Source organism: Lentibacillus kimchii, assembly GCF_055381965.1.
In genome coordinates, this window is record NZ_AP043934.1 from 2337593 (window position 1) to 2352049 (window position 14457).

The 14457-nt window shown below is 42.7% G+C and carries 14 protein-coding genes and 1 other annotated feature; of the genes, 1 reads left to right on the top strand and 13 read right to left on the bottom strand.

The features are described 5' to 3' along the window. Positions 1 to 17: 17 nt before the first annotated feature. The 4 genes from ACZ444_RS12315 to ACZ444_RS12330 all read right to left on the bottom strand — a co-directional run bounded on the left by ACZ444_RS12315 (position 18) and on the right by ACZ444_RS12330 (position 4946). A complete protein-coding gene (locus tag ACZ444_RS12315) occupies positions 18 to 581 on the bottom strand; it encodes a hypothetical protein (protein WP_382358711.1) in 564 nt (187 codons plus the stop codon). Between the two features lie 227 nt (positions 582 to 808). Then, positions 809 to 2395, bottom strand: coding sequence for a phosphoglycerate dehydrogenase (gene serA / locus ACZ444_RS12320; RefSeq protein WP_382358712.1), 1587 nt, complete (start codon positions 2393 to 2395; stop codon positions 809 to 811). Then, positions 2392 to 3555, bottom strand: coding sequence for a pyridoxal-phosphate-dependent aminotransferase family protein (locus ACZ444_RS12325; RefSeq protein ID WP_382358713.1), 1164 nt, complete (start codon positions 3553 to 3555; stop codon positions 2392 to 2394). The genes serA and ACZ444_RS12325 overlap by 4 nt, the downstream gene beginning before the upstream one ends. Positions 3556 to 3641: 86 nt before the next feature. Next, positions 3642 to 3869, bottom strand: a binding site (T-box leader). A 135-nt stretch (positions 3870 to 4004) separates the two neighbouring features. Continuing rightward, positions 4005 to 4946: a glycine betaine ABC transporter substrate-binding protein gene (locus ACZ444_RS12330; RefSeq protein ID WP_382358714.1), complete on the bottom strand. Its 942-nt coding sequence runs from the start codon at positions 4944 to 4946 to the stop codon at positions 4005 to 4007. 475 nt (positions 4947 to 5421) lie between these two features. On the opposite strand from ACZ444_RS12330, the gene ACZ444_RS12335 reads away from it, so the two are divergent. Beyond that, positions 5422 to 6555 (top strand): NADH-dependent flavin oxidoreductase, encoded by a 1134-nt coding sequence (locus tag ACZ444_RS12335; protein ID WP_382358715.1) that lies wholly within the window; start codon positions 5422 to 5424, stop codon positions 6553 to 6555. A 115-nt stretch (positions 6556 to 6670) separates the two neighbouring features. Here ACZ444_RS12335 and ACZ444_RS12340 read toward each other — a convergent pair whose 3' ends face one another. The 9 genes from ACZ444_RS12340 to ACZ444_RS12380 form a co-directional block, all read right to left on the bottom strand. Beyond that, positions 6671 to 7186, bottom strand: coding sequence for a DUF6141 family protein (locus tag ACZ444_RS12340; RefSeq protein ID WP_382358716.1), 516 nt, complete (start codon positions 7184 to 7186; stop codon positions 6671 to 6673). Positions 7187 to 7264: 78 nt separating this feature from the next. Then, positions 7265 to 8173, bottom strand: a complete 909-nt coding sequence (locus ACZ444_RS12345) for a hypothetical protein (RefSeq protein WP_382358717.1) — start codon at positions 8171 to 8173, stop codon at positions 7265 to 7267. Positions 8174 to 8708: 535 nt separating this feature from the next. Beyond that, positions 8709 to 9416: a hypothetical protein gene (locus ACZ444_RS12350; RefSeq protein WP_382358718.1), complete on the bottom strand. Its 708-nt coding sequence runs from the start codon at positions 9414 to 9416 to the stop codon at positions 8709 to 8711. Continuing rightward, a complete protein-coding gene (locus ACZ444_RS12355; protein ID WP_382358719.1) occupies positions 9417 to 10274 on the bottom strand; it encodes an ABC transporter ATP-binding protein in 858 nt (285 codons plus the stop codon). Further along, positions 10271 to 10642 (bottom strand): GntR family transcriptional regulator, encoded by a 372-nt coding sequence (locus ACZ444_RS12360; protein WP_382358720.1) that lies wholly within the window; start codon positions 10640 to 10642, stop codon positions 10271 to 10273. The genes ACZ444_RS12355 and ACZ444_RS12360 overlap by 4 nt, the downstream gene beginning before the upstream one ends. A gap of 410 nt (positions 10643 to 11052) precedes the next feature. Beyond that, positions 11053 to 11850, bottom strand: a complete 798-nt coding sequence (locus ACZ444_RS12365; RefSeq protein WP_382358721.1) for a fumarylacetoacetate hydrolase family protein — start codon at positions 11848 to 11850, stop codon at positions 11053 to 11055. Between the two features lie 821 nt (positions 11851 to 12671). Further along, positions 12672 to 13022: a hypothetical protein gene (locus ACZ444_RS12370; RefSeq protein ID WP_382358722.1), complete on the bottom strand. Its 351-nt coding sequence runs from the start codon at positions 13020 to 13022 to the stop codon at positions 12672 to 12674. 112 nt (positions 13023 to 13134) lie between these two features. Next, the gene (locus tag ACZ444_RS12375; RefSeq protein WP_382358723.1) at positions 13135 to 13503 is read right to left on the bottom strand and encodes a thiol-disulfide oxidoreductase DCC family protein; all 369 of its coding nucleotides are present in this window, start codon (positions 13501 to 13503) and stop codon (positions 13135 to 13137) included. A 126-nt stretch (positions 13504 to 13629) separates the two neighbouring features. Then, a complete protein-coding gene (locus ACZ444_RS12380) occupies positions 13630 to 14451 on the bottom strand; it encodes an SDR family oxidoreductase (RefSeq protein ID WP_382358724.1) in 822 nt (273 codons plus the stop codon). Between the last annotated feature and the right edge of the window lie 6 nt (positions 14452 to 14457).

Genomic DNA, 14457 nt, shown 5'->3' on the forward strand with positions numbered 1-14457 from the left:
CACTGCTTTGAGTATGGTTAGTATGCCATTTCATAATCGCCGTTTTGATACACATTATATTTTCCAACAGTTCCGGAGCCGCCCTCTTCTCTCATCGACTTAGACACTAAGCTGATGATATAATACTTGCCCTTTTTATCTGTCTTTGGAGATCTATCATCAGGGATGAATTCTGTGTCACTCATATTGACCTCATCGTTCTCATCAAGTTTCGTTTTCAGATGGTCAATCGCTTCAGCCATACGCGTTATCTTCGCATTGTCATGATCGCCCTTCGTGAACTTATCATTAGAACTTGCATTTTCACTATTATTTCCGTTAACGGTATTAGTCTGATCTGTATCGGAAGAAGGATCGTTTTGCTCACTGTCAGGCGATCCATGCACGTCTTTGCTATCAGATTCATCCTGATTTGCTGCAGCGTCAGCATTGTTATCTGCATGACGGTTATCATCTATCACGTCTTCCTGATCGTTTTCATCGGGTTGATCTGACGCACTTGAGGAATCATCGCTGCATGCAGATAGTAATAGTAGTGTAAAAGCAACAGCTAGAATCGTAACTAAATATCTTTTCTTCATTATAAATGGACCCCTTTTCAAGCATTCTTTATTGGTTAGCCAGAGAAATGATTATCATTAGAATGGTAAACTCTGGTTAATCCCCTCTCACTTTAACATCTCACGTTTAAATAAAGCTAACTTCCAGTAAAATGGCTACCCTCTCCGGCGACAGCATCCGCCAGAAAACGACAAAAACCGGGTCGTGCCAGGCACCCAGGAACAGCCCCCAGGAACAGCCGCGCCATCTACAATTCCACTGCGGTCGCGTCATGCACTTCTGTCAGTTCCTTCAGCTGGTTCAGTTCGTGCTGTTTCAGTGGTTTGTCGATCACAAGCATCATGATCGCTTCGCCGCCGATTTCTGTACGCCCCACTTGCATGGTGGCAATATTAACCTGATTGTCAGCCAGAAGCCCGCCGACGCGCCCGATGGCTCCCGGCTGATCGTTATGGCGGATGAAGACCATATGCCCCTGTGGCGAAAGATCCATGCTGTAATGGTCTATTTTGACAATGCGTGCCCCGAGTCCACGCAGCAATGTTCCTGCCACTTGACGTATACTGGATTTGGTTTTAATTTCTGCTGTTAACAGGTCGGTAAATCCGTTGGTTGCGGATGTTTTTTGCTCGTGAATGGTAATTCCCTTTTTTTCGGCTAAAAATGCTGCATTCACATCATTAACGCGATTGCCCAAATGCCGTTTCAACAGGCCCTTAACCGTATTCCTTGTTAAAGGGGTGACGTCCATTTCCGCCAATTCCCCTGCATAGTAAACATGTATTTCCTCGACAGCATCCTGTTCCAGGTACGCCAGAAATGTTCCAAGCTTTGCAGCCAGATCAAAGTACGGGGCAATCTGATTCATGATGTCTTGTGGGACAGATGGCATGTTAACGGCGTTTTGCGTGACCCCGCCGCGTAAAATCGTTACAACATCATTACTGACATCAATGGCTACATTTCGTTGTGCTTCAACCGTGCTGGCTCCCAGATGCGGGGTTGCGATAACTTCTGGCAGTTCAAGTAATTTATGGTCATAAACCGGCTCTTCCTCGAACACATCCAGCCCTGCTCCGGCGACTTTTTGATTGATAATAGCTTCATATAAAGCATCCTCATCAATAATACCGCCACGCGCACAGTTAACAATCCGCACACCATCCTTCATCTGTTCGAATGCTTCCTTATTAATAATGTGTTTTGTCTCGTTTAATAACGGGGTGTGAGCGGTAATAAAGTCTGCTGCCTGCAGCACGTCAGCCACTGATCCGCTCCTGATTCCCAGGTTATCGGCCTGTTCCGCCGTTAAAAAGGGATCATAAGCAATCACGTTCATGCGCTGCCCTTGGGCACGTGCTGCCACCTCAGCACCGACGCGGCCAAGTCCAACAATCCCCAGTGTTTTGCCTTTCATTTCCACACCAACGTAGGCTTTCCTGTCCCAGCGGTTTTGCTTCAACGCAGCATCAGCCTGTGGGATATTCCGGGCTAGAGACGCGAGCATCGCCATCGTATGCTCGGCCGCTGAATTCGTGTTGCCATCCGGCGCATTCACAACCATAATGCCGTATTCTGTTGCTGCTTCCAGATCAATATTATCGACACCGACACCCGCTCGCCCAATCACCTTTAAACGATGAGCATTCTCTATCAGTTCCCGCGTTACTTTGGTCTGACTTCGAACCAGTAATGCATCATAATCGGTCAGGCGCTCGTGGAGCTGCTCGTTTGTCAGATCGGTTTCTTGCACAACCTCCATATCGTCCGCTTCCTGCAATGGATAAATACCATCTTCGCTTAATGGATCACTGATAAATACGCGATATGTCATGCCAACTCACGCTCCCGCTGCAAATAAATTTCCTGTGCTGCTGCGACGCCACTTCCCAGCACAACTGACTTTCCCACTAGCTGCAATCCAAGTTCCAAGAGCCCTGCCATCTGTAAAATATCCTTCGGTGCACAATAGCCCATATGGCCAACACGAATAAGTTTATTCTTTAAATGCTGCTGACCTCCCGCTAACTCGAGGCCAAATTTTTGTTTAACCTGGGCACGCAGCGATTCAGCGTTGACATCTTTCGGCTGAATCGCCGTAACGGTTGGGGAGGCATCCTGATCCTTGGTTAATAAGGGAACATCTAAGGCTTTCATGGCCGCGCGCAGCATTTTTGCCATTGTTTCATGCCGCTCATAAACACGGTTCAGCCCTTCTTCCTCCATGAGGGTCAGCGACGCTTCCAATCCAAACAACAAAGACAAACCAGGCGTAAACGGGGTAGCATGACTCGCCAACTGTTCCCGGTACTGGCGCAAATCAAGGTAAAATCTTGCTTGTTTGTTTGCCTCAATCGTGTGCCATGCCCGCTGGCTTGCAGCAATAAAGGTTAAGCCTGGCGGCAGCATCAGCGCTTTTTGCGATCCTGTTACAAGGAGGTCGATTCCCCATGCATCCATTTGTGTGGTGACACCACCGATACAGGAAACACCATCCACAATCACCAACGCATCAGACTGGTCACGTACCACTTTGCTGATCGACTGAACCGGGTTTAACACACCAGTCGATGTCTCACAATAAGTGAGAAAGACAGCCTTCAGATGCGGGTGCTGCTGCAAAAAAGCTTTGATCTGATCAGGGTCTGCTGCCTGACCCCACGTAAATTCAAGCCGGTGTGTGCGTAAGTGATAGGTCTCGCAAATGGTAGCCAATCGGTCACCGAATGCGCCAGTTACGACAACCAGCACCTCATCTCCTTCTGCAGCCAAATTGACAACCGCTGCTTCCAGCCCGCTTGTGCCGCTGCCGGTCATCAGCATAACGTCTTCCTCCGTACCAAATACGGACTTTAGCTTGGGTTGAATCCGCCCCAGAAGCTCCTTTGTCTCCCCACTTCTGTGTCCGATCATCGGCTGGTTCATGGCACGCTGGATACTTGGCGGGATCGGTGTCGGTCCTGGTGTACGAAGTAATTTAGAATCTTGCAGCATCGTCTTTCTCTCCTTTCACGATAGATTTGAATCGTTTTCCAATGATATGAAATCGTTTCATAAAAAACCTTTCGCCTCTTCTCGTACGAAGGGGCGAAAGGTTAGCGTTTTCGCGGTACCACCCTGTTTTGCCGGCCAAGTGGCGGCCAGCCTTCATTGGTCCTCATGCATAACGGGCACATGCCGAACGGGCCTACATATTATCGACCCATTTATTCCGAAGTGCTGTCCATTGCCCAATCCACTGGTTCACACCACCCACCAGCTCTCTGAGGGATTAAAACAAATGCACCTGTCTTCTTCCTTATAGTTAGCTATTTTAAGTATGTTTGATTTTTCTTATAATAAACCAAATCAACGGATAATGTCAACAGCCTGCCTGTATCACGCTTACTCGCCAGCATTCGACAAAAACCGGGTCGTGACAGGCACCAAAAAAAGCCGTTTTGTTATCCGGCTGTTTCGATGCCTTCCAGCCATTTATCTTTTAAGTCTGGATGCTCAGCAATAAAGTCTTTCGCTGCTTCTTCCTCACTTACATCATTCTTAATAGCCTGCATAATATCCTGGGTATCTTTCTGAGATATTTCGAATTGACTCAGGAATTTATAAGCTGCAGGGTGATTTTCTTCAAAATCTTTGCCCGCAATTGCAAAAACATCATCTGGTTTGCCAAATTTCTCTTTCGGGTCATCTAACTTCTTCAAATCATATTCATTATACGTCCAATGAGGCTCCCATAGCGTAACAACAATAGGATCTTCGTTGTTAATGGCATCGCCTAAAGCAGCAGACATCGCGCCTCCTGAACTCTCTGTCAGGTTCCAATCGTCATCCAGACCATAGCCAGGCATAACGTCTTCATTCATTATTTTCATTTCACCTGCACCTGGACTTATGCCCGTAATCTCCCAGTCCAGTTTTTCGCCAATATCATCAGTATTATCGGCTAAATCTTTGATAGAATTAATATCTTCCATATAAGCTGGTACGGTTAAACTGAGTTCGACATTCTCTGTCACCGTGTTAATTTTTTCAAGATTATCACCGTATTCTTCCCAATAACTTTCATGTGTGGTTGGCAGCCAGCCACCAACGATAGCATCATTGCTGCCTTCATTTAAACCAGTATATTCAACACCAACATCGGTTTGATTAATATCAACGTCATACCCTATTTCTTCCAGTAATAATTTTGCGACATAGGTGTTGGAGGTATTGGAGACATAGCTATCCACGCCTAATGTGAGCTTTTTTCCGCCGAGTTCCATGCCACCTTCATCAGCTGCATCAGATGTGGAATTGCCACTGTTATCATCACTTCCACACGCTCCAAGGAACATTAAAAGCAGGATGGCTATCATCGCTGTGATATAAGATTGTTTCTTCATGTCTTTCCGTCACTCCTTCTGTTATGTTTGAGCAAGCATGATAAAAAAATAATGAATTTTGCTAATTAAACGATGTTGTTTAACACTATAACACAAAGAAACAAAAATCCATAAACGTGTATTTGAAGGTTTTTCCGAGAAAACCATAGCATTTTTATAATTATTTTACATAAAACAATAGTTATCCAGAAATTCAAGGAATATAGCAATCATTTGCATCATTTTATGGGTTTTGATTTTAGAAAAGATATGTGCCGAAACAAAACGTCGGATGTATGGTCAGATACCATCTGTACCCTTCCTGCGTGACATGACTATCACCATGTTTACATTAACTGTAAACAATTTCTCAAGTCTTACGTTTTGATAAACCAATTGTTTAGTTTATAATGATTTGGTCGCGGATTTGAAAAGGTGAAATAGCTAGAATGGCTAATCGCTCTTCTGATAATAAATACGAGGAGGCATTACAGTAATGGATAAAAAGTTCGAACCACTATTTGAAAACGTAACATTACCCAATAAAGCTGAATTAAGGAATAAATTTGTCTTAGCACCACTCACGCATACATCTTCTAACGACGATGGCACCATTTCTGATGTGGAAATTAACTATATGGAACAACGCTCGACAGATGTCGGATTAGCGATTACGGCAGCCAGTTATGTGACTGATTTAGGAAAGTCATTCCCAGGCCACCCTTCCGTTTCGCGTGATTCAGATCTGGATGGATTAAAACGATTGGCTGCTGCAATGAAGAAAAATGGCGCCAAAGCAATTGCCCAAATCCATCATGGCGGGGCTCAGGCATTGCCGCGTCTAACATCAAGCGGCGAGGCTGCAGCTCCAAGCCCTATCACCTTAAAAAGCTTCGATGAAAGTGAAGAACATTATGCCCGGCAAATCACGCAAGACGAAATTGAAGAAACGATTACGGCATTTGGCGAGGCGACGCGCAGAGCGATCGAAGCAGGATTTGATGGTGTCGAAATCCACGGAGCCAATCACTATATCATCCAGCAGTTTGTGTCACCCCACTATAATCGCCGTGATGATGAATGGGGAGAAGATCGATTAAAATTCCCTATGAGAGTGGTCGATGAGGTGGTTAATGCGGTTAAAACGCATACTGATGATTCGTTCATCATTGGCTACAGATTCTCACCAGAAGAAGCCGAAAATCCGGGTATCACGATGGAAATCACGGAAGACCTGGTCAAACATTTAGTTGAAAAACCACTGGATTATTTACATGTTTCATTAATGGACGTGCACGCTAAAACGCGTGTCGGCAAGTATCAGGGTGAAGAGCGCATTAAACTGCTTCACGAGTGGATTGATGGCCGTATGCCATTACTTGGTATCGGATCCATATTCACGCCTGAGCAGGCATTAGAGGCTGTCGAGACAGGAAATATTGAACTTTTGGCATTAGGCAGGGAGATCCTGTTAGATCATAATTTCGTTAATAAAATCGAAAATGATGCAACGGACACCATCATTTCAAAATTCGATCCGTATCGAGAAGATAAGCATGATTTACCACCTAATTTATGGGACGCATTTAATGACGGCTTCTATCCATTGCCTAGAACGGATGGTAAGTAAGTATTTAATTCAATAGCCCGGATTGAACATCAAAGCCGTTGTGTAAACGCAATGGCTTTGATGTTTTTTGATTAAATGGTACGTTTGTTTAATATAATAGGCTAAGCATGATATATTACAGTTCCTTTCGTACCGAATCTATTGCCCGCTTTAACTCGTCTGGCTTTTGAGTGCCGATGACCAGTTTACTATAATTGAAGCTTAACTCTATACCCTCTTTTCCAATCAGATTATAAGCTTTTTCATTCTCAAAATTAAATCGCAATCCCCAACCGCCAAACCGTTTGAGAGGGCTATACGTCATACGTTGATAATCACGTATATCTTTGAAAAGGTACTTCCTGTAATGAATATGAAAAGGAACAAAACGTATATAAACGCCATCATGATGGACTTCAACAACGAGTTTTAATACGCCTAGCATGATCACTGGAAAAGCAATGCCAAAAAGGACCCAAAGGATAATCGTCACCACGTCTGGAGCAGGGTTATTTCCTATTGGCACACCAAACACAATCTGCTGAATAAACCAGTACCACATTAAAACAGCTACCGCTAAAATTAATCCCCAATACCAAATTTGCCGCGGCCGCTGGACTTCCCGGTACACCATCTCATTATTTTCATCCATTTAAACACGTCCCTTTTGTTAACATTTGCTCAGAAGCAGTCACTTAATCGATGTTCTCTATTCAATTAGCAGGCTTCATCAAATCTCCATTCCTGAAGCAAGGCGTTCTTTCAATTTTGTCATTCTATCCTCGTCTGCATAGGTGTCAAAGAACGGCGTATTAATCGAGTCATGTATCGATTGTTTGATGATAGATGCATCACGCGGTACATTCGTCCCCAAATCTAAATCTTCCAGCCATTCTTGCAATAGATAAAAATAATCATCACTTCGTAACGCCAAAGGAAAAAGATCATGAATACATCCATCCACAAATTTTTCGAGATAAGTGTACATCAAATCACTATTTCCCTGTGAGGCGGCACGTTGTGCTACGCTATAATAAAATTGCAAACATGTATTGGGATGGAGCCACCGCAGGGAATACAGTTCAATAAGCCCTTCTATTCGATCTATCGTTTCATTAAAAATGGGCAGATCAGACGAGACGAGCTGTAAGTAATTTGGACTGCTTCCAACAACTTCAATAATATTCTGATACATCATCACTTGAATGACCCGCTTTGCTTGTGTCTGGTTATCAAGTTGTTCATAGGCAGTAGCCAGTAATACTTCATCCCCCATTTTTGGTTGGTTAACCGCCTCCAATAAATTCAATGCTGTTTCAGGGTTAGCCTTTATAAGAGCAATAGATGCCTGCAGATAATTGATTTGCTTCGTTATCCAGATATCGTCGCTTAATTTACGGCCGTGTTCTAACCATTCATCTGCAGCATTAAGTATGCTAGCGCTATGTTCACTCAACATATGATGATTCAACATCAGAATACTCATTTGCAGCAAGAAGTTGCTGTCATGATAAAAACGTTTGACTTGTTCTTCAACATCGGCATGCACTTGGTCAAAGGGTTCTTGACTGAATCGATAAGTGAATGCAGCATACTGACTTCGTATGTCTTCTTTTGATAACTGCCGTTCATAGCCCAATAGATCATCTACCGTGATATTAAAATAAGCAGCCAGCTTCGGCAGTAAGAAAATATCAGGCTAACCTTTATTTTTTCCATTTGGAAACAGTTGCTTTGGATACTTGGCAATGTTCAGCTAATCTATCCTGTGTCACTTGAAGACGTTTCCGCTCCCTCGAAATAATTGTTCCAATCTGCAACATTTCACTATCCCCCCTTTAACTCTTATTGTATAGTTAAATATAAGTTGACTCAATCAACCATTCAGATACTTTTAAATGATGAAATTAACTCAAAGTTGATTAAGTGATTGATTATAAAACAGGATATTATGTCATCTTATACTTCGACATTATTACCCGGGAAATAACATGAATCACAGTCGTTTTGTAGCAATCGACGCAATCAGCGCTTCGTTGAGGTTCAGCGACAATCATTTCTTGTTTAGATTTTAAATGCTTTTTCAGTCAAGAAGACTAGCGTTCAACAAAATCTGGGCCGTGCCAGGCACCTTAAAAAACGGCTGCTTCACCTCAAAACAGCCGTTAATCCGTCTACTTTACGATGACCGTTGTGATTCGCCGCAATAATAGGAATGAGATACCATAAAACAGCAACCCCATACCAAACAGCTGATAAAAGAATGTCATTTCAATATCGGCAAATAAATCAATTATAAAATCAATGAGCCAGCCCTGGGCAATGCCCAATAACATAATAACCACCAGAGCTCCCAGAACACTTCCTGCACCTGCTAAACCATATTTGTAAAACAAGAGACCCAGGACAAACATGATCACAAAAAAGAAAAACATGATCGACGTATCCATAACAATTCGTGTGTACCATGTGTTATTTAGAAAATATGCCGGATGGAGAAATGAAAACAGCTCAATCCCGGCTGTCTTCATGAATGCCATAACAAGCTCCTGCAGGATACTGGCAGCAACAGCCATCAAAAATGAGAGCGCCAGATAAAACACCCCTGTGCTAACAAACAAATTCTTGCGTGTCGCCCCCATCTTGATGGAAAAAGGCACGAATTCCTTCACGCTCACAAAACCAAAAATAGCGCAATAAACATACATCGGCCCAGTTAAGGATACCGTAAACATCCCATCGCCGTTATCAACACGAGCCAGAAAGTAAGTGATGACCAGAGATATTACTAAGATTGCCAGTAAAATCGTGTAGAAAATGGCCAGCGACCTGCGAATGTCCGTTCCAAAAAAGTAAAGCAGTCCCTTTATTTGTCGTCTCATTTATTGCGCCTCCTTTTCCTCGGTTAAATAAATCATTAATTTCTGAATAGGAATACTTTCAACAGAAAGACCTGTTGCTTTAGCCTGCTCCATACTTCCGTAAACATAGGCGGTCATCACTCCAGTAAATGCCTCGCTATGGATGATTTCTTTATCCTGGATAAATGCCTCAACATCCTCGGCAGATCCGGAAACAGCATAAGCACGATGCCGCAATTGCTCAGCCTCTTCTTTTAACACCAGTTTGCCATTCTGTAAAATCAGCACGTCCTCAAACATCAGACTGACTTCATCAATCAAATGTGTCGATAAGATGATCGTTCGCTTCTCAGACTCATATTCGTCCAGTAATTGATCGTAAAATGTCTTACGTGCAGCTGCATCAAGCCCAATATAGGGTTCATCAAAAATCGTAATAGGTGCCTTGCTTGCCAAACCGACGATAATACCAAGAGCTGAGGCCATTCCCTTAGACAATGCTTTGACCTTGGCATCCGGATCCAGCTGATATTTGCGAATCAGTTCATCAGCCAATGCCTGATCCCATGTGGGGTAAAAATAAGCGTAAATCTGCAGGACATTTTTAACTTTTAACTCAGCTTTAAAGTTATTAGTTTCCTGGATTAAACAAATCGATTCTGTCAGACGCTGATTATCAAACGGATTGGCGCCATTAATACGAATAGCCCCTTCAGACGCTAAAATATGCCCAGCTAATATTTCCATAAATGTTGTCTTACCTGCGCCATTTCGTCCCAGCAGCCCAATAATTTTTGGCTCCGTCAGGGTGAATGACAAATCGTCCAGCACCTTCTTGTTTTTATAGGTTTTCGATAGATGGTTTACATCAATTTTCATGACTCGGCATCCTCCCTCTTAATCATTTCCAGTAACTCATCCTGGCTGATGTACAATTTCCTGGCTTCACGTTTTAATGGCACTACATAATGGTCATAAAATGTCTGCTTCCGTTTCCTGACGAGAATCGTTTCTGCATCTTCCGTCACAAACATGCCGACACCCCTCCGCTTCACTAAAATACCTTCATCCACGAGCTCATTGATCCCCTTCGCCGCTGTCGCTGGATTGATTTGATAGTGTTTAGCAAATTCATTCGTAGACGGAATACGTTCACCCGGTTTGACCGTGCCATTAATGATTGAATCCTCCAGCTGTTCCTTAATCTGCAGGAAGATGGGACTGTTTTCATCCAATTGAAACGTCATGTTTAAGCTCCTTGCGTTCTTTGTTAACTACTTATGTGGTTAACTATATAACTAATTAAGTATAATGTCAAAATCGTTTGAAATTACTGATATATCTTAGAACAAAAGCACACTAAAAAACCTGCTTTTTTCAAGCAGGATCTATTTCGCCGGCTCAAAGTATTTAATCAAACTAGTTGAACCCGGTATGCTAATCTAATGGAATATTTAATCATATTAACCTTGCTGAACTCAAATGCCGTTTGATTGCTTGTTCCAGGTGGACCCATTCCAAAAACCAGTCTGTCTTCTTGCCAATAGCATTCGACAAAATCCGGGTCGTGCCAGGCACCTAAATCTGCGGATAAAATCTTAAAAGAAAACCCCGCGATATGAATCGCAGGGTTGTTTAACAAAGCATTATGTCATTTCTATTTCACACCGTTAGAGAGCTTTCCGATTTGCTCGACTTCCACAACAACAGTATCGCCCGCCTTCATAGGACGGCTTCCAGCAGGTGAACCAGTAGCCAAAACATCACCTGGTTCCAATGTCATGATCTGTGAAATCCAACTGATGAGAAAAGGAATGGAGAGTGACATCTGATTCGTATTGCCCTTTTGAACGACATCACCATTTAATGTCGTGACGATCCCTAAATTAGTGGGATCAATGCCTTTAACGATATACGTTCCTATAGGTCCAAACGTATCAAAACCCTTGCCACGCGTGAACTGAGGGTCGGTTTGTGTAAGATCCCGTGCTGTCACATCATTAAATATGGTATAGCCGAAAACATGCGTCAATGCGTCCGCTTCTGTTATATCTTTGCCTCTTTTTCCAATAACAATGGCCACCTCTCCCTCCATTTCCACCTGCGTGGTTAAATCCTTGGAAGGAAGCATGATCGTTTCCTGATCAGCAATCATAGAAGATGGCGGTTTAAAAAACAGAAAAGGCTCATCCAGATCAGCCTCTCCCCCAGTCTCTTCGGCATGTTCCGAATACGTCCACCCAAAATTAATAAGTTTTGACGGTTCGACGGGCTCCAGAATCGTCACATTTTCATACTTAACGCTGGTCCCATCGTAATTTAAGTCATCGTTTACAATATCCGTAAAATCACTCGTCAGTTGTTCAATGTCGCCATTTTCGAGAATACCATAGTACACTTGTCCGTTATGCTGCTGATAACGAACAATCCGCTGCGTTTCTTCCGTTGTTTGCATGTTAACACCAGTCCTATAACGTTAGCTTCATTTTATCTTCTGTCATTTTTGGTTTTTCATTCGGCATTTAAATACTTCTGCTGACTCATGCTTTTTCTGCCGTAAGTTATCCGATGAACTTGAAAGCGTTTCTACAGCATTATGTTATCACATTGAAAATTACACGGCTAGTCATGACGCCTGGAATTTTTTTAAATTATGACGGATTGCTTTTTCATTGTTATTGGAACTGGTTTATATGGAGGGGATGGAGAGGAAGCAAAGTGGTATGCACTGAATGGAGAAGTCTCTTTCGGCAGTGCTGCTAGCTGAATTCAGCGCAATATGGGGGTTAATTATTCTTTTTAACTTGTTCACTTATGGTGTCTAATTTCTTTTCAATTCTATCCAATTGTTTAGATCACTTTGAACGTGAGTGAAAAGCTGACACGATAAGGACAATAATCACTATAAAAGCAATTAGAAACGCTAACTGGGATATCATATCTTCCAGATGCCATCCTCCAATAGCAGCCAAAATATAAATAATAAATACCTCCTTTTCGCTCAACTAAATGACTCTGTTTGTCGCAATATAATTCTAATTAAAGCAGTTAAAAATTCTTATTGTGTCTCTTTATTTTAACATGTAAAAACTGAAAGTAACCACTATTGGTGGAGTAAAACATTTTGTTAATTGTACAAATTTTAATATTAACTATCAAAAGACACACTAATTCACACCAAAATTCACAAATGCTTTAGCATACTAATGAACAGCAAAATAACATAGCAACAATAAATAGTGTCACTACGTTAAAAATGCCGCAGCATTGTTCTATTTAATTGTCTGGATTAAAATCAACTAAATCCGCTTTGTCTGCGTTTTCATGGAATTTCTTTTGATTGGATGAGTACTCATATACCCTGAGTTTATAATGTTCCAGGTCTTTTTCCGATAAATTGTCTGCCAAATAATTTTTGACTTTGTTTTTATCTCCCTTATCAAATACAGTCACCGTCATGACAGTATGATCATCATCGAATTGTGTACTTTGAATACTATACTGGTCCCATAATGAATCAACCACATCTTCTGTACTGTATGAGTCTTTCTGTACAAAAACCAGGAGCACAAATGCAGCAACAGCCCCTGCTGAAATGAGAAGAGCTGACTTGCTTTTTAGACCCATGTTTTAATTCTCCTAACCGTAAGATTCCGTTCCCTTGTCAGTCTTATGGGAAAAGCTTCTCCCCTTTTTTCGATGAAATCTATAAGCCCTGTGCCTTATATTGAATGTCTTTTTAGATCTGGGGTACGTATGATTGACGTCCAAACCAATGGTAACGATTTCTCGATACCCACATGTACAAAGGCGACAGGATTCGATCGATGTAAGGCAAATAGAATAGCCAGCTTACAGGAAATGTTACTGGCAAGAGCGTTAATATTTTTCGTATGGTATAAAAACCCTCGTATATCCTACCTTTGGATGAAAGCATCTGAATGCGGTCATAGATATCCCGGTTTTTCAAAAAGCTATAGTCATTGTTATTTTCGGCGTCCTGAACGGGAATCCATCGAATCCGCCGAAACCAGTCCAGCTTACCAACCACCCACTTCACACTTGAGCATAAAGGACATCTGGCATCGTAAAAAACGGTATGTTTCATTTGGAAATATCTCCTTAACAGCTTTTTTCGCTCAGTTTAGTACGGACTATTTAAACAAGTTTCCCTATTCGTTTCGTGCTTAAATATGCCAGCATTCGACAAAAACCGGGCCGTGCCAGGCACCGCTCAGTCTGTTGTGTCTTTCCAGCCTTTTTCAAATAACATTTCGGCTGGCCATGTATAAGCAGTTAGGCCGCCATCGCCGGTAATGATCTCGCCTGTCACAAACGAACTGTCACTTGATGCGAGAAACAGAGCGATGCTCGCCATTTCTTCCGGTTTGCCTAACCGTCCCATTGGCGTGACCCATTTCTGGGCATCGCGGAATGTCTTGCCACCCTCATTTTCTTCCGTTCCTGCCATTTTATCGACGAGCGGTGTTTCAATGGTTCCGGGGGCGATAGCATTGGCACGAATGCCTTGACGTGCATAATCAAAGGCCGTCGCTTTCGTCAGGTTGTTCACCCCGCCTTTCGCAGCATTGTAACCGACACGTTCGAAGTCAGCTTCCGAGCCGGACATGGAGGACGTATTGATAATAGAGCCGCCCCTATCCAGCATTAGCGGAATCATATACTTGCTCATCAAAAACGTGCCGCGCAAATCAATATTTATAATAGCATCAAACGCCTCGACAGGATATTCGTGAACTTTTCCGCCATCACGGTCAATACCGGCATTATTAAACAAAACATCAATTCTTGCGTGCTTCTGCTTGACTTTTTCCGTCAATGCTTTAACACTTTCCTCTTCGGAAACATCCACATAATATGCTTCCGCCTCACCACCGGAGTCACGTATTTCCTGTGCTGTTTTTTGAACCGTCTCCTCATCTCGATCAGCACAGAGTACCATTGCCCCTTCATCAGCAAACCGCTTGGCACTCGCACGCCCGATACCTGTCGCCGCACCCGAGATAACGCATACATATTGATCAAGTCTCTTCATCGTCAG

What these genes read in the sequence shown, in the direction of transcription:
- ACZ444_RS12315 (WP_382358711.1), bottom strand. Translation starts at nt 581, where the DNA reads ATGAAGAAAAGATATTTAGTTACGATTCTAGCTGTTGCTTTTACACTA.
- serA (WP_382358712.1), bottom strand. Translation starts at nt 2,395, where the DNA reads ATGACATATCGCGTATTTATCAGTGATCCATTAAGCGAAGATGGTATT.
- ACZ444_RS12325 (WP_382358713.1), bottom strand. Translation starts at nt 3,555, where the DNA reads ATGCTGCAAGATTCTAAATTACTTCGTACACCAGGACCGACACCGATC.
- ACZ444_RS12330 (WP_382358714.1), bottom strand. Translation starts at nt 4,946, where the DNA reads ATGAAGAAACAATCTTATATCACAGCGATGATAGCCATCCTGCTTTTA.
- ACZ444_RS12335 (WP_382358715.1), top strand. Translation starts at nt 5,422, where the DNA reads ATGGATAAAAAGTTCGAACCACTATTTGAAAACGTAACATTACCCAAT.
- ACZ444_RS12340 (WP_382358716.1), bottom strand. Translation starts at nt 7,186, where the DNA reads ATGGATGAAAATAATGAGATGGTGTACCGGGAAGTCCAGCGGCCGCGG.
- ACZ444_RS12350 (WP_382358718.1), bottom strand. Translation starts at nt 9,416, where the DNA reads ATGAGACGACAAATAAAGGGACTGCTTTACTTTTTTGGAACGGACATT.
- ACZ444_RS12355 (WP_382358719.1), bottom strand. Translation starts at nt 10,274, where the DNA reads ATGAAAATTGATGTAAACCATCTATCGAAAACCTATAAAAACAAGAAG.
- ACZ444_RS12360 (WP_382358720.1), bottom strand. Translation starts at nt 10,642, where the DNA reads ATGACGTTTCAATTGGATGAAAACAGTCCCATCTTCCTGCAGATTAAG.
- ACZ444_RS12365 (WP_382358721.1), bottom strand. Translation starts at nt 11,850, where the DNA reads ATGCAAACAACGGAAGAAACGCAGCGGATTGTTCGTTATCAGCAGCAT.
- ACZ444_RS12370 (WP_382358722.1), bottom strand. Translation starts at nt 13,022, where the DNA reads ATGGGTCTAAAAAGCAAGTCAGCTCTTCTCATTTCAGCAGGGGCTGTT.
- ACZ444_RS12375 (WP_382358723.1), bottom strand. Translation starts at nt 13,503, where the DNA reads ATGAAACATACCGTTTTTTACGATGCCAGATGTCCTTTATGCTCAAGT.
- ACZ444_RS12380 (WP_382358724.1), bottom strand. Translation starts at nt 14,451, where the DNA reads ATGAAGAGACTTGATCAATATGTATGCGTTATCTCGGGTGCGGCGACA.